Annotated in this window: 17 protein-coding genes; 8 read left to right on the top strand and 9 right to left on the bottom strand. The window is 62.0% G+C overall.

Annotation, left to right across the window (positions count from 1 at the left end; translation table 11 throughout):
* Positions 1–19: 19 nt before the first annotated feature.
* From ACH49N_RS04785 to ACH49N_RS04770, 4 genes are read right to left on the bottom strand one after another with little or no spacing between them, the layout of a single operon-like run.
* Positions 20–820, bottom strand: coding sequence for an enoyl-CoA hydratase-related protein (locus ACH49N_RS04785; RefSeq protein ID WP_358276134.1), 801 nt, complete (start codon positions 818–820; stop codon positions 20–22).
* Positions 821–829: 9 nt separating this feature from the next.
* Entirely contained in the window at positions 830–2,638 is a 1,809-nt protein-coding gene (locus ACH49N_RS04780; RefSeq protein WP_358276133.1) for an acyclic terpene utilization AtuA family protein, read from the bottom strand.
* Complete coding sequence (locus ACH49N_RS04775; protein WP_358276131.1) at positions 2,635–4,647, bottom strand: biotin carboxylase N-terminal domain-containing protein; 2,013 nt, start codon at positions 4,645–4,647, stop codon at positions 2,635–2,637. The genes ACH49N_RS04780 and ACH49N_RS04775 overlap by 4 nt, the downstream gene beginning before the upstream one ends.
* A gap of 8 nt (positions 4,648–4,655) precedes the next feature.
* A complete protein-coding gene (locus ACH49N_RS04770) occupies positions 4,656–6,254 on the bottom strand; it encodes a carboxyl transferase domain-containing protein (protein WP_358276129.1) in 1,599 nt (532 codons plus the stop codon).
* A 562-nt stretch (positions 6,255–6,816) separates the two neighbouring features.
* Between ACH49N_RS04770 and ACH49N_RS04765 the strand changes: the two genes are divergently transcribed.
* From ACH49N_RS04765 to ACH49N_RS04750, 4 genes are all read left to right on the top strand, one after another.
* A complete protein-coding gene (locus ACH49N_RS04765; RefSeq protein WP_358276128.1) occupies positions 6,817–8,472 on the top strand; it encodes an NAD(P)/FAD-dependent oxidoreductase in 1,656 nt (551 codons plus the stop codon).
* 26 nt (positions 8,473–8,498) lie between these two features.
* Complete coding sequence (locus tag ACH49N_RS04760) at positions 8,499–8,783, top strand: YciI family protein (protein WP_358276126.1); 285 nt, start codon at positions 8,499–8,501, stop codon at positions 8,781–8,783.
* A gap of 103 nt (positions 8,784–8,886) precedes the next feature.
* The gene (locus ACH49N_RS04755) at positions 8,887–10,491 is read left to right on the top strand and encodes a class I adenylate-forming enzyme family protein (protein WP_358276125.1); all 1,605 of its coding nucleotides are present in this window, start codon (positions 8,887–8,889) and stop codon (positions 10,489–10,491) included.
* A gap of 55 nt (positions 10,492–10,546) precedes the next feature.
* On the top strand, positions 10,547–11,239 hold the full coding sequence (locus tag ACH49N_RS04750) for a TetR/AcrR family transcriptional regulator (RefSeq protein ID WP_358276123.1): 693 nt from the start codon (positions 10,547–10,549) through the stop codon (positions 11,237–11,239).
* A 233-nt stretch (positions 11,240–11,472) separates the two neighbouring features.
* On the opposite strand, the gene ACH49N_RS04745 is transcribed toward ACH49N_RS04750, so the two are convergent.
* Together ACH49N_RS04745 and ACH49N_RS04740 are read right to left on the bottom strand one after the other, a co-directional pair.
* Positions 11,473–12,360 carry a 3-hydroxyacyl-CoA dehydrogenase NAD-binding domain-containing protein gene (locus ACH49N_RS04745; RefSeq protein WP_358276202.1) on the bottom strand — a complete coding sequence of 296 codons (888 nt, stop codon included), beginning with the start codon at positions 12,358–12,360 and terminating at the stop codon, positions 11,473–11,475.
* A 175-nt stretch (positions 12,361–12,535) separates the two neighbouring features.
* Positions 12,536–13,954, bottom strand: a complete 1,419-nt coding sequence (locus ACH49N_RS04740; protein ID WP_358276200.1) for an MFS transporter — start codon at positions 13,952–13,954, stop codon at positions 12,536–12,538.
* 1,547 nt (positions 13,955–15,501) lie between these two features.
* Here ACH49N_RS04740 and ACH49N_RS04735 point away from each other — a divergent pair.
* The 3 genes from ACH49N_RS04735 to ACH49N_RS04725 all read left to right on the top strand — a co-directional run bounded on the left by ACH49N_RS04735 (position 15,502) and on the right by ACH49N_RS04725 (position 18,541).
* Complete coding sequence (locus tag ACH49N_RS04735; RefSeq protein ID WP_358276122.1) at positions 15,502–15,909, top strand: nuclear transport factor 2 family protein; 408 nt, start codon at positions 15,502–15,504, stop codon at positions 15,907–15,909.
* Between the two features lie 449 nt (positions 15,910–16,358).
* Positions 16,359–17,228 (top strand): LLM class F420-dependent oxidoreductase, encoded by an 870-nt coding sequence (locus ACH49N_RS04730; protein WP_358276121.1) that lies wholly within the window; start codon positions 16,359–16,361, stop codon positions 17,226–17,228.
* Between the two features lie 524 nt (positions 17,229–17,752).
* On the top strand, positions 17,753–18,541 hold the full coding sequence (locus ACH49N_RS04725) for an enoyl-CoA hydratase-related protein (RefSeq protein ID WP_358276120.1): 789 nt from the start codon (positions 17,753–17,755) through the stop codon (positions 18,539–18,541).
* A gap of 561 nt (positions 18,542–19,102) precedes the next feature.
* Here ACH49N_RS04725 and ACH49N_RS04720 read toward each other — a convergent pair.
* The 3 genes from ACH49N_RS04720 to ACH49N_RS04710 all read right to left on the bottom strand — a co-directional run bounded on the left by ACH49N_RS04720 (position 19,103) and on the right by ACH49N_RS04710 (position 23,080).
* Entirely contained in the window at positions 19,103–20,143 is a 1,041-nt protein-coding gene (locus ACH49N_RS04720) for an NAD(P)-dependent alcohol dehydrogenase (protein WP_358276118.1), read from the bottom strand.
* Positions 20,144–20,301: 158 nt separating this feature from the next.
* Entirely contained in the window at positions 20,302–20,811 is a 510-nt protein-coding gene (locus ACH49N_RS04715; protein WP_358276117.1) for a hypothetical protein, read from the bottom strand.
* Between the two features lie 634 nt (positions 20,812–21,445).
* A complete protein-coding gene (locus tag ACH49N_RS04710; protein WP_358276115.1) occupies positions 21,446–23,080 on the bottom strand; it encodes an NAD(P)/FAD-dependent oxidoreductase in 1,635 nt (544 codons plus the stop codon).
* Positions 23,081–23,252: 172 nt separating this feature from the next.
* Between ACH49N_RS04710 and ACH49N_RS04705 the strand changes: the two genes are divergently transcribed.
* Positions 23,253–23,537 carry a hypothetical protein gene (locus ACH49N_RS04705; protein WP_358276114.1) on the top strand — a complete coding sequence of 95 codons (285 nt, stop codon included), beginning with the start codon at positions 23,253–23,255 and terminating at the stop codon, positions 23,535–23,537.
* The last annotated feature ends 617 nt before the right edge of the window (positions 23,538–24,154 follow it).

Raw genomic sequence — 24,154 nt, 5'->3', positions numbered from 1 at the left:
ATGAATGTGAGTCACTCGGTCAGGTCGAGCTGTCGGCGTCGGCGGCCGGGACCCACTCGGGCGGCCGCTTCTCGGCGAAGGCGCGGATCCCTTCCCGCGCCTCCGCCGAGCCGAAGTACCGGGCGGTGAGGTTGTGCATCTGTGCGAACTGATCGGACAGGATTGCACTCGGTGGATGTAGGAGCTGCTTGACGCCGGCCAATGCCTGGGGGGAGCCGAGCTGCAACGTGCGGGTGAGCCGAGTGACCGTGCTGTCGAGGTCCGCTTCGGAGGTCACCTCACTGACCAGGCCGATACTCGCCGCGTGATGCGCATCGAATGTTTCCCCGGTGAGGAACAGTCGGTGCAGGGCCGGTGGCATTACTCGCAGCCGCAGCGGTACCGAGATGATCGAGGGAATCACCCCGATCCGGACCTCGCTGAATCCGAAGGTGGCGGTGTCGGCGGCGATTGCGAAGTCGCAGGCGGCGACGAGCCCGATTCCGCCGGCGCGGGCGGGGCCGGCGAGCCGCGCCACCACGGGTTTCTGCGAGGTCATCAGCTTCTCGAGGAGCGCGATGAGTTCACCACCGGACTTGGTGGTGTCCGCGCTGCGCGCCTCTTTCAGGTCGGCGCCTGCGCAGAACACCGATCCGGTGTGCGTGAGGACGATGACGCGTGTCGACTCGTCCTTCAGTGCCTCCTCGAGCAGCTGCAGCAGCTCGGTTCGTAGCTGCGCGGACAGTGCGTTGCGGTTGCGCGGTGAGTCGAGCGTGATGGTGGACACGCCGCGCTCGGCGGTGAGGTGTACCAGTTCGGTGGTGGTGTTCAGGGTGGACATGAGCCTTCCTCACACTGTTTCGGTGGCGACGAGTGCATTGGGCATCTGCCCGTCGGCCGGCAGTAACACGGTGGGGATGTCGAGGTGCTTGGCGCGCACGTACTCGCCGAGTCCCTTTCCCTGTGAATCGAGGTCGAGGTTTGCGGCCACTCCGCGGCCGAGTAGGCCGACGATGGTCACTCCGCAGGCGCGCAGGTGCGGCAGCTCCCACATGCGCAGGCCGCAGTCCGCTGCCTCGGGGACCAGGGCACGCACCGCGTCCTCGGTCCACCACGAGCGCAGCCATCGGTGCGCGTCGTCGTCGCGGGCCCAGACACCCAGTGTGGCGTTGCCTGCCTTGTCTCCCGAGCGGGTGCCGAGAACGGTGCCCATCGGCAGGCGGACGGTCGGACCGGGAAGCGGTTCGGCCGGGCCCGCGGTGATGTACTCGAAAGGTGGAACTTCCGGATCGGTCGGGGCCGGAGGAACGTCGGTGATGTTTCCGGCCAGGGTGACTCGCTGGTGGAACATGCTGGCGGGCATCAAGGTCGGCCAGAAGACCGAGATTTCACTGCCTGGTGCGGGTGGGGCGGTGAAGTACAGGCCGGGGTAGCTGGCCAATCCGGTTTCGATCGCGGCTCGGGGAAAGGCGCCGACCTTCTCCCGGGATGGATCGGTCACTGCGATCGTCAACAGCGCGACTGCCTCGTTCATCGTCGCAGGGTCGGGTCGATCGGCGCGCAGCAACCGGGTGGTCACGTGTCGAAAGGCCTGCTTCCCGCCAGGGATCGTCGCCCACAATGCGTTCTGGGCGAGGTCAGCTTTCGCTTCGATGTTCGTTCCGGTGAGCACGAAGGTCACCTCGTTGCGCCACCCACCGGAGACCAACGCACCGACCTTGATGGTGGCGGGCGCGGGTTCACCTCGGACACCGGAGATTCGGACTCGATCATCACCGACCTGGTCGAGCCGGACTGTGTCGAGGCGGGTGATCACGTCGGGGTTGGCGTAGCGGGGTCCGTCGATCTCGTAGAGCAACTGCGCGGTGACCGTTTCCACGGTGACCGCACCACCGGTGCCCGCGTGTTTGGTGATGACTGAGGAGCCGTCGGCAGCGATTTCGGCGATGGGGAAGCCGACGTGAGCCATGCCGGGAACCTCGGGGAAAAACGAGAAGTTCCCGCCGGTGGCTTGCGCCCCACACTCGATCACATGCCCCGCAGCGACCGCACCGGCGAGGGCATCCCAGTCGGTGCGAGACCAGCCGAAATGCCAGGCGGCGGGCCCGAGGATGATCGCGGCGTCGGTGACGCGACCGGTGATCACGACGTCGGCGCCGGCGTCGAGGGCTTCTGTGATGCCCCACCCACCGAGGTAGGCGCTGACGACGTCGGGGTCCTGGCCGATCTCGGAGAAGGGCTGGCCGGTATCGAGGTGCGGTGCGTCCCAGCCCTGCTCGCGGGCACGGGTGAAGGCGTCGGTGGCGTCGTCACCGTCGACGACCGCGACCTGCACCGTCCGGCCCACCTGTTCGGCGATGCGTGTCACCTGCTCGGCGCAGGCGTGCGGGTTGAGCCCGCCGGCGTTCGAGACGATCTTGATGCGCCGGTCCAGGCAAGCGCCGAGTACCTCGTCGAGTTGCTGGACGAAGGTGCGGGCGAACCCGGTGTCGGCGTTGCGTTTACGCTGTTTGACCAGGACGCCCATGGTCAGCTCTGCGAGCCAGTCGCCGGTGAGGACGTCGATGGACCCGCCGTCGACCATCTCCCGTGCCGCAGCGAGGCGGTCACCGAAGAAGCCGGAACAGTTGGCGATCCGTAGGGGGTGGTGCGTGCTCACGGTTGATCTCCCGCTGCCAAGGTGATGAGGACGGTGTGCGCGTCGACGTATTGGCCGACCGTGACATGGATCTGCTCGACCGTTCCGTCGACGGCGGCGGTGGCGGGATGCTCCATCTTCATCGCCTCGATGACGACGAGCTTCTGGCCGGCCGTGACCGTGTCACCGACCTCGACGGCGATGGCGGCCACGGTTCCGGGGATCTCGTTGACCGGGCCGAGAGCGGCCGCGGTCGCATCGCCGGGATCGGGCAGACGCGGCTGCGGCTGCCAGCCGGACTGACTACTCGCGTCGTTGACCCAGACCGAGCCGTCCGGATGTACGCGCACCGTGCAGGGATAGTCCACCCCGTCGTAGTGAACGCGCACGCTGTCGCCGTTCAGGTCGCGGAGAGTGAATTCGTGCACGACACCGTCGACGTCGAGAAGGAGGTCGGTGTCCCCCTGCCAGCCACCCAGACGGTAGCCGACGTGCAGGGCGGGCTCCCTACCGGCTCGGTGCCAGGTGGCGCGGGACAGCAGGCGGGTGGCGAGGGGGCGGAAACCGGGCCGGGCATGTCCACGGACCGGATCGGCGCTTCGCCGCCGCGCCGTCGACACGGCCACCGCGGCGGCCAGGTGAACCGGCCAGGCCGTCGCCATCGGCGGGTCGAGTAGGTGCTGGTGGTGGTCGAGGAAGTCGGTGCGGGTGGCGCCGTCGAGGTAATCGGGGTCCCGCAGCAGGGACGAGAGGAAATCACGGTTCGTCGTCACGCCGTGGACCTCGGTGGCGTCGATCGCGGCCGCCAACGCGAACGCCGCCTCGGCGCGGTTGTCGGCGTGGGAAATGATCTTGGCGATCATCGGGTCGTAGAACGGCGAGATCTCTGCCGGGGCGGCGATCCCGTCCTCGTAGCGGATGCCCGTCCGCACCGGGTGGGTGTAGTGGTGCAGCGTGCCCGGGGTGGGCAGGTAGTCGTTCGCGGGATCTTCCGCGTAGAGCCGGACCTCGATCGCGTGCCCGTCGATGCGGACCTCGCCCTGGTCGAATCCCAAAGTCTCGCCGCGGGCTACTCGCAGCTGCAAGGCGACCAGGTCCAAGCCCGTCACTTCCTCGGTGACAGGATGTTCGACCTGCAAACGCGTGTTCATTTCGAGGAAGTAGAACCCGCCGGTTTCGTCGTCAAAGAGGTATTCCACGGTGCCGGCGCCGACATATCCGAGCTCGCGGACCAACGACACTGCTGTCGAGCCCATCTTCTCGCGCACCTCGGGGGTGATGACGGGCGAAGGTGCTTCTTCGAGGACCTTCTGATGACGGCGCTGGATCGAGCACTCACGTTCGCCCAGATGCACCGCATTGCCGTGCTTGTCACCGAAGACCTGGATCTCGATGTGCCGGGAGAACTTCAGGTACCGCTCCAGGAAGACCGTGGGATTGCCGAACAGGTTCGCGCCCTCGCGGCGGGCCGCGGCGACCGCCTCGACCACCTCGTCGGCGCGCTCGACCAAACGCATACCCTTCCCACCGCCACCGGCAACGGCCTTGACCAGGAGAGGGAAGCCGACCTCGGCCGCGGCGGCCTCCCAGGCGGCGGTGTCCTCGCCGGTGATGACCGCGTCCGGGAGGACCGGCACGTCGGCCTTGCGGGCCCATTCCTTGGCCCGGTCCTTGAGCCCCATCTCGCGGATCGAGTCCGGGCTCGGGCCGACGAACAGGATACCGGCGGCCTCACAGGCCTGGGCGAATTCGGCGTTCTCGGAGAGGAATCCGTAGCCGGGGTGGATGGCGTTCGCGCCGGTGCGCCGGGCGGCATCGAGAATTTTCTCCCACACCAGATAGGATTCGGCGCTGCTGGCTCCACCGATCGGGACGGCGAAGTCGGCATCGGTCACGTGCGGTGACCGGGCGTCAGGATCGGAATACACCGCGACCGTGCGGATTCCCATCGCGCGGGCGGTGCGGATGACGCGTCGCGCGATTTCGCCGCGGTTGGCGATGAGCAGGGTGCTGATCGAACTGTGATTCACAATCCTTCTCACAATCGGAACGTAGCGAACCGGGACGTGCCGGTCACCGGTGCGGAATGGGTGGCGGACAGGGCCAGGCCGAGGACGGTGCGGGTATCGCGGGGATCGATCACGCCGTCGTCCCACACCCGGCCCGTGGCGTACACCGCCCCGGACTGGCTGTCGATCATCTCCTCGATCTCGCGGCGCACCTGGGCATCGTCGGCGTCGCTGAACGCTGCACCGGACCGCTGCGCCGCGGCCTTGCGGATGATCGACATGACGCCACCGAGCTGAGCGCCGCCCATGACGGCGATACGGTGATTCGGCCAGGTGAAGACGAACCGGGGATCGTAGGCGCGACCGGACATCGCGTAGTTGCCGGCACCGTACGAGGCCCCGATCATCAAAGTCAGATGGGGGACAGTGGAATTGGAGACGGCGTTGATCAGCTTCGCGCCGTCCTTGATGATGCCACCGCGCTCGGCGGCGGAGCCGACCATGAAGCCGGTGATGTTCTGCACGAACAACAGCGGTATGTTTCGGGCATTGGCGAGCTGAATGAAATGGGCACCCTTGTTCGCCTCGTCGGAGAACAAGATGCCGTTGTTGGCGAGGATCCCGATCGGGTAACCGGCGATCGAGCCCCACCCGGTGACCAGCTGGGTGCCGAAGAGTGGTTTGAACTCGTCGAAGCGCGAGCCGTCCAGAACGCGAGCGAGGATTTCACGGACCTCGACCGGACGCTTCGCGTCCGCTGCCGCGCAGCCCAGCAGTTCTTCCTCGTCGTAGAGGGGAGCGTCCGCGGGTAACGACGGACCCGGACCGGCCTTGGTCCACTGCAGATCCGACACGATTTGCCTGCCTAGACGCAGCGCGTCACGCTCGTCTTCGGCCAGGTAGTCCGCCAAACCCGACACCCGGGCGTGCATTTCCGCACCACCGAGCGACTCGTCGTCGATGTCCTCGTTGATCGCCATCTTCACCAACGGTGGGCCACCGAGATACACCGAAGCGGCCTCCTTGACCAGCACGGTGTATTGACTCATGCCCGGCACGTACGCACCGCCGGCGGTGGAACTACCGAAGACGAGGGAAATCGTCGGTATTCCGGCCGCGGTGAGGCGGGTGAGTTCACGGAAGGTCCGCCCGCCGGGCACGAATATGTCGGCCTGACGGGGAAGGTCCGCACCACCGGATTCGACGAGCGTGATCACCGGCAGCCGGTTGCGCTCGGCGATATCGAGGGCGCGCAACTGCTTGGCCACCGCATCGGGGTTCAGGGAGCCACCCTTGACCGTCGACTGATTGGCGATGATCATGCACTCCACGCCGCTGACCGGGCCGATCCCGGTGATGAGCCGGCCACCGGGCTGCTCGTCCGGATCATGCGCCCCGGCGTAGCACGACAACTCGAGGAAGGGCGCGTCCTCGTCCAGGAGCAGATCGACCCGTTCGCGGGCCAGCAACTTCCCGCGTGAGCGGTGACGCTCGACAGTTTTCGCGCCACCCGCGTCGAGCACGCGGTCCGCGAGGGACTCGAGCGGTTCGAGGGCCTCGAGCATCGCCCGGCGATCGAGCAGGAACTGCTCGGACCCCGTATCGAACCGTGTGGAAAGGGCAGTCATACGTACACCTCGATCGGACTCGTGGACATCGTGTGGTGCTGCAGCCGGTGCACCCCACCCGCAGCAGGAAGGCACCGCCCTTCATCGCCGGACGGCACTACGGCAGCAGCTCGACGTGCGAACACATCGGCGAAAGGCGCTGCCAGGTGGGACATCGGGACCGCTCAGCTTCTCGGTCCGGGGTGCACAACCGGCGATATGTTCTCGCGATGCGTTCAATGAAACCGCAAGTTGATTCCTTAGTCAAGTGCCAACTACGCCAGTTCACCTGGAGTTAGTAGGGCCAGCGCGATGCGCATCATCGTGGAATCCCATTAACAGTTGACTGATCAGTCAAGATGTGGCTATCATCACAATAGTGCCCGGTGGTGATGTGGAAAGTTTCTTTCCCGCCGGTGAAACTGTGCCTTCCAAGGTCCGCGGCAGTGGGCAAATCCCCACCAGACACCCCAAGGTGGGTCTCACCGTGACTTCGCCCGCGACTCGGATTGAGCTGAGAGACCGAATGCGCACACCACCACTGCACCGTCATAACGAACGATCGAGTCGAGGAGTGAACCAGATGTCCAGACAAGAACATGCATCGGTGGCCACCGAAAACAACCACACCGATGCCCTGGTCATCGGTGCCGGTTTCGCCGGTGTACGCATGCTGATCGAACTGCAGAAACTCGGATTGTCCGCCGTCGCGCTCGAAGCGGGAACCGATGTCGGTGGAACCTGGTACTGGAACCGGTACCCGGGCGCCCGGACCGACAGCGAAAGCTGGTCGTACTGCTTCCCGTTCCCGGAGATCGAACAGGAATGGGACTGGTCCGAGCGCTACCCCGGCCAGGAGGAGGTACAGCGCTACATCAGCTTCGTCGCCGACCGCTTCGACGTCCGACGCAACATCCGATTCGGCAGCCGTGTCACGGCCGCCGCCTACGACGAAGCGGACAACAGATGGACGATCACCACCGACGACGGTAACCAGTTCACCTGCACCTACTTCTTCACCGGACTCGGGCACCTGTCGGTTCCCCAGGAGCCCCCGTTCGAGGGCCTCGACAGCTTCACCGGTGAGGTCTACCTCACCTCGCGGTGGCCGAAGGAGAAGGTCGACTTCACCGGCAAGCGAGTGGCGGTAATCGGGACCGGAGCCTCCGGCATCCAGACCATTCCGCATGTCGCCGAAGTCGCCGAGCACCTAACCGTCTTCCAGCGCACCCCGAACTATGTGATGCCGGCGCAGAATCACGACCTGGACGACGAGTTCCGACGCAAGATCAAAGCTGACTACGCCAAGGTCTGGCAGCAGGCCCGCAGCCATGTCTTCGGCTTCCCGATGGATCCGGCGGGGCGGATGTACGACGACGTCGATATCGACGCCGAACGTGACCGGATCTTCGAAGAAGGATGGCGCAACGGCGGCTTCCATTTCGTCTTCGAAACCTTCGACGACCTCATCCTCGATCAGCGATCGAATGACGCCGCCGCGGAATTCATCCGCCGCAAAATCCACGAGACCGTCACAGATCCGGAGACCGCCGAACTGCTCACTCCTCGCGGATACCCCTACATCTCCAAGCGGCCGCCGTCGGGAACCAACTACTACGAGACTTTCAACCGCGACAACGTCAGCCTCGTCGACATCCGCAACAATCCGATCGAGTCGATCACCACGACCGGCCTGCGCACCCGCGATCGCGAATACGAGTTCGACGCCATCATCTTCGCCACCGGATTCGACGCCGTCACCGGCGCCCTGAACAACATCGACATCCGCGGCGAACACGGGGTCGAGCTCTCCGAGTACTGGGCCGCCGGCCCGGAAACCTATCTGGGCATCGGCACCCCCGGCTTTCCGAATATGTTCATGATCTGCGGACCGCAAAGCGCCTACGCGAACATCCCTGTCATCATCGAACAGGTCGTCGAGTGGCTCGGCCGGGCGCTGACCTACATGAACGAGCACGGATACGACCGCATGCAGCCGACCACCGAGGCCACAGAGAAGTGGACCGAGCACGTGGCGGAGATCTTCAACATGACGCTGCTCCCCAGCGGGGAATCCTTCAACAGTTGGTACCTCGGCGCCAACATTCCCGGCAAGCCCCGCCGTGTGCTGTTCTACTTCGGCGGCGCGGCCGGCTACTTCCAGGAAATCGAGAAGAGTGCCAGCCACGACTTCGAGGGCTTCGAGTTCTCGAAAGTTCCCGCCGCCGCCGGCCACTGACGCCGCTACCAGGAAGTCGAGAGCCGATGTTCGTCATTGCGAGCACCTACACCCGACCCTTCAGCCGTGACGAGCCCGTGGTGTCCGAGCACCTCGCGTTCGTCGACCGCTGCTACGACGACGGACAATTCGTCGCGTCGGGTCCCCGCCAACCGTTCACCGGGGGACTGATCATCGCCCGCGGCGACAGTGAAGACCAGGTCCGTGCCCTCATGGAGGAAGACCCCTTCGTGCGCGACGGGGTGGCCCACTACGAGTTCATGCATTTCCGACCCTCCAAGGCCATCCACCCCGACCTGGTCGAATCCTAGCGTGACACCCGAGGTGACGTGTCCGGGACGATAGAACCGGGCACGTCACCTCGCCGGTACCTGAAAGTGTTCGCCGGAAAGAGATAAAAGAGGACCACTTCTCATGAACAACGATGCCGAGCCTGCTCGCTCGATCACACCGCAGTCAGCAACATTGTCGGCGCTGCTGCACAACGCGTCCCCGGACAGCACCTTCCTGCTGTGCCTGGATCGAGACTGGACCTACGGCGACTTCTCGCGCGCGGTGGACGAGTTCGCCGCGGGCCTGATGTCTCTGGGAATCAACAAGGGTGACCGCATCGCCATCGCCGCCCCCAACTCTGCACAATGGCTCATTACCTGGTCCGCCGCAGCCAAGATCGGCGCCATCCTGGTCACCTTGAACGTCGCATATCGCGAGCGCGAGTTCGACTACATGCTCAACCAGTCCGCCGCGAGCATGCTCATCTGCTGTTCCCGAGACGGTGCGTTCGACTTCGTCGACTTCGTCCAGGGACTCCGCCCGCGCATCCCCACCGTGTGTCACTACATCTTCCTCGGCGACGACGGATTCGTGGGAAGCCATCGCTGGGATGAGATACCGACCGCACCCGACGCCGATTCCCTTCGGCACCGCGAGTCGCTGGTACAACCACACGACCCGGCAGTCGTCCTGTACACCTCAGGAACCACCGGAGACCCGAAGGGTGCAACCCTGACGCATGCCAGCATTTTGGCATCCGCGGCCGCGACGGCCGAGCACCTCCACCTGACCGCGGATGACGTCGCGATCGGCCACATGCCCCTCAACCACGTCGGTGGAATGACGTGCACCGTCGCTGCCACGATGGCCGCCGGCGGCAAGGTGGCATTACTCCCGCGGTACAGCCCCAAAATGGCGCTCGAAGCCATCGACCGCCGGAAGGTCACGATCTTCATCGGCGTCCCCACGATGTACACCATGATGATGGACCTGCCCGACTTCCCAGCCGCGGACACCTCCTCGGTCCGCATCTGCGTGACCGGCGGGTCCAACGTCGAACCCGCAATGGGCCGACGAATCCTTGACACCTTCAACGGAGCCCGTATGGCCAATCTGTACGGCCTCTCCGAAACGTCCGGGGCCTGCATCATCTCCGCTCCCGATGACGACCTCGAGACACTCGTCGCCACCCTGGGAGTTCCCATCGGCGACTTCGAGATCCGCATCACCGACGACAACCACCAACCGCTGCCTCCCGACAGCGAAGGCGAACTGCACATTCGCGGCGGATGCGTCGCCGACGCATACTGGAACAAGCCCGCCGAATCGGAACATACTTTTCTCCCCGACGGATGGCTGGTCACCGGCGATATGGCGCGCCAGAGACCGGACGGCCGAATTGCATTATGCGGCCGCAAAAAGGAAATGTACGTCCGAAGCGGATACAACGTCTACCCCGTCGAAATCGAGAACATTCTCGCCGCCGACCCGACGGTCGCGATGTGTGCCGTAATCGGAATTTCTGACGACTTGTACGGCGAAGTGGGACACGCATACATTGTCCCCACACCGGGAGCAACTGTCGACATCGGCGCATTATTCGACCGATGCCGAGAACAACTCGCCAAATATAAGATTCCCGCTCGGATACACGTGGTCGACTCATTGCCGCTCACACCATCCGGAAAAATCAAAAAGGTCGCGCTACGTGCGTCTGCGCAAGCAGAAATCGAGCCCGTAAGATAGGAACGACGATGCGCTGTGCGCGGCGCGGCGGCGGATCCCGGAAGGATGACACGAGATGGCAGTACACAACGGCAGCCGTTCTGATACTGGAACTGCAATTCCCCCTGCATCGCTCCGACCGGCCCAGCAAGAGACGCCAACCACCCAGCGGGGACGTCGTACGCGCGGAGCATTGGTCGCGGCAGCACGCGAACTCTTCGAGGAACGGGGCTTCCGCGAAACCCGGATCGCAGATATTGCCGAACGGTCCGGCACATCCTACGGCACTTTCTACCATTATTTCGAAACGAAGGAATCTGTGCTGAACGAACTGTTCACGATGGTGGCGGGAGAAATGTTCAGCGCCTCACAAATGAACAGCAATGTGCCGGATGATGCAATTTCAAGAATTGAGGCCGCAAACCGTCAGTATTTTGCTGCAGCGGCACGCAACGCCTGGCTGGTCGCAGTCATCGACGAAATGGCAATCCGAGATCCGCAGTTTCGTGACCTGAAATTGCAGATCCGGGACCTCTTCCTGCGACGCAACGAAGCAGGAATTAGGCGAATGCAGGAAGAGGGAGTGGTGGATTCTCGGCTCGATGCCGAAATTGCCGCGGCCGCGCTGGGCGGAATGGTTGAACACTTTACCCAAATGTGGTTCATCCACGGGGTGAAGTTCGACGAGGATGCGGCCATTTCCACACTGACTCAGCTGTGGGCTCAGTCTCTCGGTCTACGTTTCAATCCTGATCCACCAGTGATGTGACGGAGTTGAGCGTGTCGTAGAGCACGAGAGCCCCTGCCGGGCAGGAGAATCTGAGCTGCCGCACAGAGATTCCAGCATCAGAACAGAAGCATTCTCGCAGGTGAAAGCATCTCGTACCGTCACCCACGTTTTCGATGACCCGACCCGAACCTCGTGTCGGCCGCTGGGCGGTGCCGGCAATGCGACTGGCCAAGACCGACGGGGATCGCCACCGCCCGCGCCCGGTACCGTGATCACGCGATCGTCGAGCTGGCGATCGCGGAGTTGAAGAACGGGCCGCTGGCGCACCTTGCCATCGGGAAAATACGCAGCAAGGCGGTCCGGCGGCGCACGCTGTGATTGCGTACAACCTCGCTTGCGCCGCCGGCGTCGCTGCCTCGCCGCGTCTTGCCCCGCGTCCGCTGGGCGACGCTGCGGACCCATCTGATTAACATCCCGGCCCGGGTCGCGTCCTCCGGACGCCGCCCCGACTTTGCATGTGCCGACCGGTTGGTCCTGGGAGTTCGGCCTGGCGTCACCTCTCGAGATCGCGAGCAGTCCATCGGTGGCCACCACCTGACCATTTGCCCAGCAGGGCACGACCGGAAATTTGAGTGGAAATGCCGGGTAGACCGGAGGATCACGTGTGCTTCGGGGAATTGCTCGCCCGAATCTGGCGGGACGTCAGCCCAATCAAGGACGGTGAATCGGGGCTGAACGGATGGGTCTTTGGACAAACGCTTGGCCACGTCGTTGGTGGCGTAGTCGGCCACTGATTCGGCGGTACGCAATCCGACCACTATTTCCGCCAGAGCCATCACTAGGACCGGATTGAAGAAATGCATGCCCACGACGCGCTCCGGGGTGCGCCGTGGCATTCGCGGGACACCGGGATGGACGATGTGGTGGACGTCCAGATCGCTGTGCCGGGAAGAGGACGACGCCGTCCAGTCGCCTGAAAGGTCGAGCTTGACTTCCTCGATCGCGGGGCGAGCCTCGATGATCAGCTCCCGGTCGGCGAAGTCGTCGATCACGAGTGTGGTGAAAACCGGACTTCGTGCGCTGTCGGAGGCCTCTTGGGATAGTTTTCGTGCGCGTACTGCGCGAGAGCGAATTCTCGTTCTTGACGTTAGCGGCAGCACCCGACGCTTCGTCACGTTCGAGGATCAGTACAGGTTCGCCGGCCCGTGCGACGATCTCTGCAGTGCCGGCACCCATTGCACTACCGTCGACCCACTCCAACTCTAGTCACCACCGTGTGCTCCTCCGGAAAGCGACGACGAAAGCAGGTCGACGCGGCCCGTCCCCGACACCAAATCAGTTCTCTACTTCTTGAGCCGGTACGGTTTGAGTTCGTGTCGAAGGGTCAGCGGATCCACCGTTGATTGCGGAAATGTCTTCGAGCGTCCGGCCCCTGGTGCGCTCCCCGAAGACGCCGATCACTAGTGCGGCGAGTGCGGCGGCAGCGGCCAGGAAGACGAAAACGGATGTGAAGCCCATCTGGCTAAGAATAGCGGCGACCGCGAACATGCACACGACAGTGGCGAGGCGGCCGACACTGTTGGGTATTCCAGTGCCTAACGCACGCAACTGAGTTGGGAAAATTTCAGGCATGTAGGTGTACATCATTGCAGTGTTGCAGTACAGCAATAAACTGATAGCGACTCCGGACAATGCGAAGATCAAGTCAGATTCGGTGGTGCCGAACACCACGAGCAGTATCGCGGTCAACAGGTAGATGGCCATGATGGCGGTACGACGTTCGACTCGCTCGATGAAGAGAAACGCCAGAAGCGCTCCTGGGCAGGCAGCGACGGCGAGTATGGAGGTGTAGGTCAAACTGCTGTCCGTGCTGAAGCCGTGCTCGGTGAGAAGGACCGGCATCCAAGAGTTGTAACCGTAGAACGCTGAGGTTGCGAACGCGAGCGTCACCGACATGACCACGGCGCGCTTGAGATAGCCGCTGCGAACCAGGTCGCTGGCGGTTCCGACGGGAGCCGCGGGGGCATTTACCGGAACGGGAAGGTCAGTGCCTGTGATGTGCACCGACCGTCGTTCGATATCGGCGACGATGTCTTCACCATCATTGGTCTGGACAGCACCGGAATGTTGTTCGAGCCACCGGACCGATTCCGGAAGTAGGCGCGATGCGACGACAGCGACGACCAGCCCGCTTCCTCCAGCGACGAAAACCCAGCGCCATCCGTTGGCACTCATTGGGACAACCCAGCGACTCAGCCAGGACATCAACGGGATTCCCAGCAACGCGACAGCCAAGAGGAGCGACTGCACCTTGCCGCGGTGGTTCCGCGGGAACATCTCGGCGACGTATGTCAGTGCTGCGACCGTTACGGCATAGAGGCCCGCCCCGATGAAGAATCTATACGCTGCCAGTTGTACCGGCCCGCTCGATGTTGCGGACAGAATCGACAAGCCCGAGTAGAACACTGTGCCCCATACGAGCAAGCGCTTGCGCCCGAAGCGATCGGCGAGGATTCCGCCGATTACTGCGCCGAGCGACATACCGAGGAAGGCGCTGGCGCTGATGAGTGCAACTGCATCGACGGAGAGTCCCCATTGCTGACGCAACGTCGGGGCGACGTAGGCGAAAGCGTTCAAGTCAGCCATCTCGAATATCAGAAGACCAGCTAGGACCGCGCTCCACACTTTGTGGCGAGTCGTAAGAACCGGGATACGGTTCAATCGTTCAGTGAGCGTGTAGCCAGAGGTATGCATACCGGGTTCGACTTTCTGCTTGAGGAATTCAACGAAAGCGTGTTGGACACAACAGTGGCTGTGGCACGCCCGAGGTCGCAGAAATGCCTCGGGATCGGACAGTTGTAGTCGCCACAGTGCGAGTGCCGCGCCTCCCCGCAGAACTCTTGTGACCCCGGGCCCGTGGCACCCCGAGTCGGACCTGAGCGGCAGGGCTTCTGTCCCAAGTGCGCGGTGACGTAAGCATGATTCATCCGCGGACGTAAGACTAGCCAGATATGACTTGTGAGTCAACTTCAATTCTTGGTATGGATACGACACCCGTCCTTATCAGGGGTATACGCTGCGTCGATTATTGGACGAGAAAGTGACATACAAATCAGGTGTCGGTTTCCAGCGATCTCGCCGGGCGGCTCAGAAGCTCTCGCGCTCTTCGCGCTTTGCAGATCGGTGCCGAGATGGCTCCTCTTGGACGAAGACGCGGCGTTCCTCGGTTTATCCTGCTACGCAGGTGCACACAACGCGGCAGCACCGCCTGGCGGTCGCATGATCACGGGCAGGGACCGATGTCGGGGTCGAGTACGTGACGATCGCCAATCAGTCGACGGTGAAGGAGCGCGCTCGATCCGGACGCTGTAGCGAAGCAACTGCGTGCACCCGACATCTCCGACCGAAACAGGCCCCCGGCCATCACGCTCGTCGAATCCTGGGCAGCGGATCTTCTCCGGCATGGCGATGGGACGACTCTTCGGCGGTATGCGCGCCCCCGTCGACGCTAACTTTGCTTGCGGCATTCGACGGGATGGGAGGAGCTTTGGCGGTCCCGCTGTTGCTGGAAAGCAACACATGTGATCGGTTGGTGTCCGATTGGGTAGATTTGCGGAAAGGGCTGTCAGGTAGCGCATCACGGTTCTTGAGCGAATGTAATCCACAACAGTCCATGGCCCTGATCGAGTGACCTGTATTGCGAGGGCGCGGGCAAAAGCGGAGTGCTTCCGGGGGCCGGTTTCGGGGACCCTGTCCTCCTGGCACACCCAGCGACTGTGGATGGAACTCGCCCTGCGAACTTGACTGACTAGTCAACTGTTGTAGGCAGCGATTGACCCGATTTTGCAGGAGTTATATCTGAATAGGTATAACCAGGCAGCCGTTGGGTGCGGCTACTGTTGACTACCCAGTCGAATAGTGGTTTGCTGTGAGGGTCGTCACAGACCGGCCCGACTCAGCCGCGCGCAGGAGCGGTGAAACCATATGCGAGGGTATGCCGCTGTGCTGCGCCGACGGGAACGGGCGATCTCGAGGCCGGCCGGCGCGGAGTGCACGGGCGGCTTCGCGTTGGTGCCGCGCAGCGCTCGAACCAATCGCATGAGTGGAGGTGTTTGTAACAATCGGTCGGACCTACGCACCTGAGGTGGTCACAGTTGTCGAGCAGACTGTCCTCGATCATCTGGTGGCACTTCCGATCCCGCGCCCCGCGAACGCCGATGAAGACGCCCGCGCGCACAATTAATGCGCGGATTAAAATTTCTGCAAATCAATTGATTTCAACACTGAGAAGGAGTCGCAAAATGAGCATCGAGCAGAATAAGCAGTTCGTCGAGCAATTCTTGGCCAAGTTCGCAACAGCCGACATCGACGCCGTGTTGGCCGACATGTCAGAGACCTGCACCTGGTGGGTCGGCGGAAAACCGGAACTATTTCCGCTGGCGGGTACCAAAAACAAGGCGGAAATGGATGAGCTCCTCAGGAATTTGGTCGTGCCCATGAAGAACGGACTCGAAATGAGGGTGAAGGCGCTCACCGCCGAGGGCGACCGCGTTGCTGCCGAGGTGGAGTCGTACGGTGAAAATCCGGACGGAAGCATCTACAACAACGAATATCACATGCTGTTCGTCGTATCTGACGGAAAGATGCAACAAGTTAAGGAATACCTCGACACCCAACACACTTTCGACGTGTTCTTGGCGGGCAAGTAGTCATCCTCCCCCTAGAGTCGCCCGAGCTTGTTGTGAGCGGATCGACCGATGCCCCTGCGGCATTCGCCCCATGCGTGGCAGCGCAATGTCGACTGGCTATCAGTAGGCCAAGGGTAGCTGTGTCGCGCTGGAGCCAAACGTTCTTCAATTCGTGCTGGTGGACCCGTAGCCCCACGTTGGCGTCAGGCTGCGACACAGCTTTGACGATGATGTGCGCGCTATCGAGGGGCGGGAAAGACCGTATCGTGCGCATCGCGCGACCCTAAGTCATAGAGTAACCGATAGGCCAGTCATTTCGAGAGAATCCGAAGTCCGTGTGTTACTGCGATGCACGGAGATATGACCGTGAATTACAAGCTGGTCGCGACGATCTGTTGACCGGCAAATCAAGTCACCATTCTTTGTGGTGGCAGCACAAACTGGTTCGACTTGTACGCTAAGGAGCAGCAATGAAAATTGGAGTTATTCAGGTCCCGGCCGATCGTGAGCACGACTCGGCAGTTGTAGCGCGGCGTGCCGAAGAACTCGGTTTCGAGTCGTACTGGCTGGGCGACCACCCCGTCGTCCCGGTTGATGACAAGTATCTGAACTACCCAGGGCGGTGGGAGGAAGGCGCCACTGAGCCACCCAGCCTGGTGATGCGTGAGCCCGATCCGCTCATCTGCCTGGCTCGCGCTTCCGCGGTCACCAGCACCATCACTCTCGGCACCGCTGTGCTGCTGCCAGCCGAGCGGGAGCCGATCTTGACCGGGTCTCAGGTCGCCACGCTCGACGACGTGTGCGGTGGGCGGCTAAAGCTCGGCGTTGGAACGGGATGGAACGAGTCCGAGTGCCGCGTCATGGGCGGGGACTGGAAGCACCGATGGTCCCAGGTCACCGAACACGTCGCTGCCATGAAGGCGCTGTGGACAACCGACCCCTCCGAATTCCACGGTACCTACGTCGACTTCCCACCCGTACGGTCCTTCCCGAAACCACGCAGTCAGCCGCATCCACCGATCCTTCTGGCGTCGATGGGTTCACCGAAGGTATTCCAGCGCATCGTCGAGTGGGGCGACGGCTGGATCCCAATTGTGCAGACGGCGGAGGAGCTTGCGACGGGAGTCGAGCAGCTTCACGGGTTCGCCAGAGACGCCGGTCGAGACCCGAACGAACTCGATGTCAGCGTCTTCGGGCTGCAGGGGCAGTGGCGCACGCGCGACGAGGTCGCCGCGCTCGAAGCGGCCGGCGCGGACCGCGTCATCATTTGGCTCCAAGACGTCCCACTTGACGAGATCCTCAAAGAACTCGAGGATCTGGCGGCTGAACTGCTGGGATGAGGCATACCAACAAACGTAGCGGTCCGGCCCGGCAGACGCGTTAACGGCCACGACGGAGCAACGCCGCTGACCATCACCGTCGCGGTATGACATCGGTTCGCCGTAGGCACTCGGCGTCCCGAGGGTGCCCGCGCATGCCTACCCCATGGTTGCCCGTAACTACTGCCTGCTCTGTCGCTCCGGGTAGGCACTGAAGTTGCTCCACCATGTTGCTGGCAGACTCCTCAAATGCCAGGACGTCACCGAACTCGCAGGAAGCGGCAACCGCTGTGGCGCCCGCCGCACGCATAGGGCAGAGCTTGATAGCACCCTCGACCGCTGCAATGCCACCGGGAGACGTTCGCCGACCTCGAGGCGATCGTTCAGCTGAAGACGGTCGGGAACCATCTGAGGTCGCGAGCGCAGCGTCGTTCCTGGCGTGATCCTGTCGAGCAAGATCACTGGGATGGGCGCCGAGCGTGCGGTGTCGGATCGGTGTGACGTGCGTACAACGGCTGACATCGATTTGCGACGTAAGGAAACAGATGGCTCAATTCGTACAACTCGAGACAACCGCCGACCATGTCGGCGTCGGAATCATCCGGATCGAGCGCCCGCCGCTCAATCCGCTTAGTCGACAGGTGCAGATGGAGATCGCCGCCGCTGCCGAGGAGACGAACCGGCGCGCCGATATCAACGCCGTAGTGGTGTACGGAGGTCCGAAGACCCTTGCTGCCGGTGCCGACATCAAGGAGATGCACTCCATGAGCTCGGCCGACCTTCGTGCGGATGCCCGACGACTGCAGAGCGACCTCGGTGCCATCGCGGACATTGTGAAGCCGACCATCATGGCAATCACCGGGCTCGCAGTCGGTGGCGGACTCGAGTTAGCACTTGGGGCGGACCGAAGAATTGCCGCGAAGGATGCGAAGCTCGGGCTCCCAGAGACCAGACTCGGGATCATGCCAGGGGGCGGAGGCACCCAGCGATTGGCTCGGTTAATCGGCCCATCCAAGGCCAAGGATCTCATATTCACCGGTCGGGTCATCGGCGCCAGCGAAGCATTCGACCTCGGACTTGTCGACGAAGTAGTCGCGCCTGATGAGGTCTTCGACGCCGCTCTCGCGTGGGCGGGACAGTTCAGCGACGGGGCTTCTCTGGCAATTTCTGCTTCCAAACGGGCTATCGACCTCGGAATGCAAGTCGATCTCGCAACAGGATTGCGAATCGAGGAAGGCCTCTTCGTGGAAATCCTCGACACGAAGGACCGGAAGAGCGGCTTCCAGTCCTTCATAGATGACGGGCCAGGTAAGGCGAAGTATAGGGGCGAGTAAGACCGGCATCGACGGCCACCGATCGATGGGCTCGTCCGAACATGGAGTTCCCCGCTCTGATGAAGCAGGTGACGTTGCCGTAGGCGGCAGTAGCGAGCACGGGTGCTGACTTTGTAACGCATCAAGGCTTGATATCGAAACACCACCCGGTTCAGTCAACGGCCTCGTCGAGTGAACCGTACGGCAAGGACGACGGCAGGGCAGCAGGCGCGGGAGTTGGTCGTAGAAACGGCTAAACTTCGGCAAGCCCTCCCCGAGGCTCACGGCGGTGCAACCGACAAAGGAAAGCGAGTGCAGCCAGCCATCGGGTCACCGGAAGCAACAAGCCGCTGTCCTCGAACGCCACGCGGACGTCGTCCACCTCGGGTTCGAGCTGCGCAGTGCCCGGTGCATGTCAACGAGCGCATCAAGCCCCGTCCTTCCGCGTCTCGGAGACGAAGGACGGCAGGACGCGAAAAACTATGCAGCGTAGTCGTTCTGGCCATACTCTGTATCGCCTCTCCGCGCAACGATATCGATTCCCAGAACAACGGTTCGCACGACGACTCCTTCGCGCAGTGGTCAGGGAATCAGGACTGCACGGCCCGCTACGCGCCCATGGGCGAGGTCGTCAAAGGCTCGTGCGGCGTCAGTAAGAGGATATGGAACCGTGTGCACGTTCACTTTTCCCTGCTGGGCAAGTGCGATGACTTCAAGTTGATCGACGCGGGTGCCGCCATAGGAACGTTGGAGCCGAACTCCCCAGGGCAGGGTTGGGCCGTCGGTACCTGTCGGGTACACAAGCGTACCTCCACCCAACCCGATGAGTTGAATTGCGCCATCTGGGGCAATAATTCGCGTCGTCAGATCGACGGTGTCCTGCGTTCCCACGAAGTCCAGCACGACCTCGACGCCATAGCTTTGTGTTTCGTCGAGGATCCGTGAGACGGTGGTTTCGTCGTTTCGAAGGGCTAAGTCGGCACCGATCATCCCGGCGGATATGAGTCGGCTCTCGTCAGCGTCAACCGCGATTACCCGCGATCCGGCCGTGGCCGCGATGATTTGAATTGCCATATGACCCAACCCGCCCACGCCGATGACTACGGCAGTCGCGTCCGGTGTAAGCCGGTCCCTGACATTGTTGATTGCGTGCATCGGCGTGACGCCGGCGTCCGCCAAAGGCGCTGCGGACGCCGGGTCGAGGTCGCCGATCATCTCCACGTGCCGAGCTTTGACCTTCATGTATTCGGCCATGCCGCCATCTGGTCCGATGCCCGGCGTAGTAGGAAATCGCGTGCGACTTCCGTTTGTCGCGCAGACGTTGTCACGCCCCACGGTGCAGGCGCGACATTGGCCACAGCCCCAGATAACGCTTACAAGCACTGCGTCTCCGATCTTGTATCCCGTCACGTGCGACCCCACACGCTCGACATAGCCCGCGGTCTCGTGGCCCATCGTGCCGCCGAAGAAGGGCCACGATTCGCCCATTTCAAGTATGTGCAAGTCGGATTGGCACAGCCCGGCACCAGCAACTTTGACGAGCACTTCGTCAGCGCCGATTTCGGGGATCGGAACTTCCTGGAGTTCTATCCGTCCAGGGCTGACCAGCTTCAGGGCTCTCATACGTTGTTCGCTTCCTCATATGTTTGGAACGTCGAGTGCGGGATGTACATACCTCGCAGCGACCAGGCTGCAGGTGAGTGCATGATCCCTCGCGCGTTTACGTGCACCACGGGCTGTCGATTGCCGGCCGCTGCATATGTGGCCGCATCGGAGACCACTCAGTCCCTGTGTTGCTCTGCCCAGTCACGTGACCGAACGGATGCGACACCGTGCACCAGTAGAAGTACAAGCCCGATGAGGAACATGAACCCGCCCAGACGCAGATTGGGGACAGTCGCAAGAAAGGCTGACCACGACAGGACGCCTTTGAACGCGAGTACCGTGACTACGAGTACGAGACCAGCGGCACACGTCGCCATAACGCCGACTAGTTTCGAGGAATACTTGGTCGCCGCCAGCGCCAAAACCGATGCGGGAATGATCAATATCCACATGCCCCACTCAAAATAGATGCGCGTCAAAGGCGACGTGCTATTTCCGGCTGCACCACGGATGTCGCCGAATGTGAGATGCATTTCCGGAATTTGATTGGATGGCTGCGCCGGCAAAAATTGCCAGGTAAACCACGGCAGACTGAGAACGATCAGCAGGATCGCTAGCGTGGGTATGGCCCACCGCCGCAACACTACTAGTTCAGATCGGCGGTCCGAAAATACTTCTGTGGTCATTCCATGCCTTCCGTTACGGTTCTTGATCTCGATTTGTGGTTGGGTTGCTTCCCGCTTGTCCTTGCGTTGCGCACGGCAAGTGCTGAGGGCGCCGCTGGCAGCTCGGGGAACGCGAGCGCCCTCCAACGTGGGATCACATGGTGTGGCTGTTGCTGCCGTCCTCGCGCTTCGAGTCAGGTTCTTTGCCGCGAGCGACACTCGTCGATCCGGGCCTGAAGACACCGACGACATCGGTCGTGGCGGTGGGGAATTACTTCGTGCGAGTCCTATGGCGCCCGAGTGCAAACCGCACTGTAAGTACACGTTCAGGCAGCGCAGTGAGCGCGACCGCCACAGCTGTGTCCGGCTATGTGGTGGACGCGTACAGCGAAGGTGCAGTGAGAACGACGACGTTACGTCGTTGCGTGTGTCGCCCACACCGGTGGTCGTCTTCCGTGAGGTGTCGCGCCTCTTCTTGGCTCGGGCGCGAGGTAGGAACAGACTACAAGAGCGCGGAAACTGTGCGAACTCATTAGTTCGCCATGCGCTCGGCGGAATCATCGAACTCTTGACTACGCAAGTGCGCTGGGATGTCACGGGCTCCGCCCGGCGACGGTCAGGAAGTGCTCATATTCCTGACCGTCGCCGGTTTGGTTCAAGCCACGACGAATCCGTCGTAGTTGTTCTCGGCAGATGTCAGGCACTCTTTTCTGTATGCGCCTGCGCCACCGAAGTAGAAGAGGGATGCATGTGCCTTGCCTGGCACGTTGTCGCCGAAGAACCACGAACGCTTACCTTTGGACAGGACGGTCGCATTGACGATCTGCGCTATATGGTCATTCCACGCTTCCGTCGCGTCGGGTGTCGCCTCAATCCGGTCGAGACCGTTTTCTCGGAGGGACTTGATCGCCTGGCCGATCCACTCTACGGCACCTTCGATGACTACTGGAATGTTGGCGAATGGCGTTTGTGGACCAGAAATCATGAACATGTTCGGGAAGGCATCGACACCAATGCCGAGGTGTGTCCTCGGTCCGTGCTCCCACTTTTCCTTCAGGGTCACGCCACCCCTTCCTTGCACGTTCATATGGGTCAGTGCGCCCGTTCCTGCGTCGAACCCGGTGGCGAAGATGATCACGTCAGCTTCGTACTCGTCGTTCCCAACGCGGACCCCGTTTTTTGAGATCTCGGTGATTGGGTTGTTGCTGACGTCAACGAGCGATACATTGTCGCGGTTGAATGTCTCATAATAGAAGTGGCCGAGCGGAGGCCGCTTTCCCGCCAGTGGATAATCTTTCGGGCAGAGCATCTCTGCGGTTGCAGGGTCGTTGACGATCGCGCGAATCTTGTTCCGCACGAATTCGGAGGCGACTGCATTCGATTCGTCGTTAACCAGGAGGTCATCGAACGTCTCGAAGATGAACCGGAACCCACCGGCTTCCCAGCCTCCTTCAAGGATCTTCTGCTGTTCCTCCGATGTGTAATCGGTCATTACACGTCCTGCAGGAGCCATGGCGAATCCGAAGAAGTGTTCGCGTGCCATCGCCCAAATGGTGTCCGAGTTTGCGCGAATGGACTGGCGCTCGTCCTCCGTCAAGACGTAATTTCGACCTGGCATCACGTAATTCGGCGTACGCTGGAAAACAGTCAGTTGCTCGGCCGTGAGGGCCACAATTGGAATGACCTGTACAGCAGTTGCGCCAGTTCCGATAACCGCGACCCTTTTCCCGGTGAAATCGACCTTTTCCTCCGGCCAATTTCCGGTTACATACCATTCTCCCTTGAAGTTGTCGAGACCTGCAAAGTCCGGCTTGTATGGTAGCGACAACAGTCCCGAGGCGGGGATGAAGTACCTGCAGGTGTATGTTCCACCTTGCTCGGTGGTGATAGTCCATTTATTGGACTGTTCATCATAGATCGCGGAGTTGACGCGTGTGTTGAAAAGGATGTCTTTGCGCATGTCGAACTTATCGGCAACATACTTCAGATAAGCGAGCGCCTCAGGCTGAGATGCGAATCGCTCAGACCAATCCCACTCATCCTGCAGTTCCTTTGAAAACGAGTACGCGTATACCCAGCTCTCGCTGTCTGTGCGCGCCCCGGGGTAGCGGTTCCAGAACCAGGTCCCGCCCACCTCCGGTGCAGCTTCGAGAACCTTGACCGAGAGACCTAGTTGCCGAAGCTCGTGGAGCATTCGCATTCCTCCGATGCCCGCCCCGACGACGACTGCATCGAACTCTTCGTTTCGACCATCTGTCTTTCCAGAAGCAACCTGGGTATGAACCGACACTTTCGTCTCCTTGTGTTTGTTTGCATGAACGTACTGCGGGAGGGCTTTCCTGGTATCGATAATTCAGCTGAGCCCAAAACGCGATCGGAGTCACGTCCCGGCCTCGGAAGTGGCCGTGTCCGCCTCTACGGCTCTGCCCGCCATGAGTGTGAAACGTGCTGTTGTTCTGAGTATGTATGGATTCGACTTCGACTCCTGCGGCAACGGCTCGGTAAGCGAGCAGCTGGGAGTCGTTGAGCAGCCTCTCGGAGCCGCCGGCGATCAGCAGCAGCTGCGGCAATCGAGCGAGGTCGGCCTGGAGTTGATTTACGAGGCCCACCATCGCGGCCGGGAGGGGCTATTGGGTTTCGCGGCGCTTCAGCACTGTACTGATTGCAAGATTGCCGCCGGCGGGGTCACCAGCAGTAGCGATTCGATCGGCCTCGATCCTTGTTTCAGCAGCCACTGGTTCTTTTGATTGCGTGGCGAGTTCTTCGAGCATGGGTCGCAGGGCAACAAGACCCATTCACGGACTCGCGGCCGTTCGGTCAGTCACCGAATGGTAGGGGGTTCTCGGCACGGCACTGTGGGTGCTTGCCATGAGTTTGTTCTTCTTTCCAGTCCTCACGCTGAGTCGTCCTCGGGATGTCAATACGAGCAGGTGTTAGCACCTGCACAGAGACGCTATGCCGTGAGTCACACTGCCGGTAGGCAGGTGATCGCTCTCACGTGCTGCGATTTTCGTATCGGTCGATCACCAGCACGGGGCAAGAAGTCGAAACGGTGCTCTTCGGCCTTGTGGGGCTATCCCTCGGGCAGCGGGTTGCAGCCACCGTCGCGTGAAACATGCGAGCGTGGAAGGCGATGTGTCCTCGTTCGTCACGGACGGCGGGGCTGCTGGGATGGGACGGCGGCTGCTGGATGGATGGCGTAGGCGTGAGGCACACTGCCGTGGCAGTCGGCGACTGAGGGACCGTCGACGGGACGGTACCGACCGAGGTTCGAGAAACTGGCCGGCTACGAGCGGAAGCGGGGTCTTCCGCATCTGTCGGTTAAGCAACCGGCCCGACTGGCGGTCGGCACACCTGAAGCTTG

Origin of the sequence: Rhodococcus sp. NPDC019647 (assembly GCF_044389235.1) — a bacterium.
GTDB classification, from domain to species: domain Bacteria; phylum Actinomycetota; class Actinomycetes; order Mycobacteriales; family Mycobacteriaceae; genus Rhodococcus_F; species Rhodococcus_F oxybenzonivorans.
The sequence above is the reverse complement of the archived record's forward strand: the minus strand, read 5'-3'. Positions and strand labels throughout refer to the sequence as shown.

Coding starts and splice junctions, on each gene's coding strand:
- ACH49N_RS04785 (WP_358276134.1), bottom strand. CDS start 820: ATGTCCACCCTGAACACCACCACCGAACTGGTACACCTCACCGCCGAG.
- ACH49N_RS04765 (WP_358276128.1), top strand. CDS start 6,817: ATGTCCAGACAAGAACATGCATCGGTGGCCACCGAAAACAACCACACC.
- ACH49N_RS04735 (WP_358276122.1), top strand. CDS start 15,502: ATGAGCATCGAGCAGAATAAGCAGTTCGTCGAGCAATTCTTGGCCAAG.
- ACH49N_RS04750 (WP_358276123.1), top strand. CDS start 10,547: ATGGCAGTACACAACGGCAGCCGTTCTGATACTGGAACTGCAATTCCC.
- ACH49N_RS04770 (WP_358276129.1), bottom strand. CDS start 6,254: ATGACTGCCCTTTCCACACGGTTCGATACGGGGTCCGAGCAGTTCCTG.
- ACH49N_RS04715 (WP_358276117.1), bottom strand. CDS start 20,811: ATGACCACAGAAGTATTTTCGGACCGCCGATCTGAACTAGTAGTGTTG.
- ACH49N_RS04740 (WP_358276200.1), bottom strand. CDS start 13,954: ATGCATACCTCTGGCTACACGCTCACTGAACGATTGAACCGTATCCCG.
- ACH49N_RS04705 (WP_358276114.1), top strand. CDS start 23,253: ATGTATGGATTCGACTTCGACTCCTGCGGCAACGGCTCGGTAAGCGAG.
- ACH49N_RS04760 (WP_358276126.1), top strand. CDS start 8,499: ATGTTCGTCATTGCGAGCACCTACACCCGACCCTTCAGCCGTGACGAG.
- ACH49N_RS04720 (WP_358276118.1), bottom strand. CDS start 20,143: ATGAGAGCCCTGAAGCTGGTCAGCCCTGGACGGATAGAACTCCAGGAA.
- ACH49N_RS04730 (WP_358276121.1), top strand. CDS start 16,359: ATGAAAATTGGAGTTATTCAGGTCCCGGCCGATCGTGAGCACGACTCG.
- ACH49N_RS04725 (WP_358276120.1), top strand. CDS start 17,753: ATGGCTCAATTCGTACAACTCGAGACAACCGCCGACCATGTCGGCGTC.
- ACH49N_RS04755 (WP_358276125.1), top strand. CDS start 8,887: ATGAACAACGATGCCGAGCCTGCTCGCTCGATCACACCGCAGTCAGCA.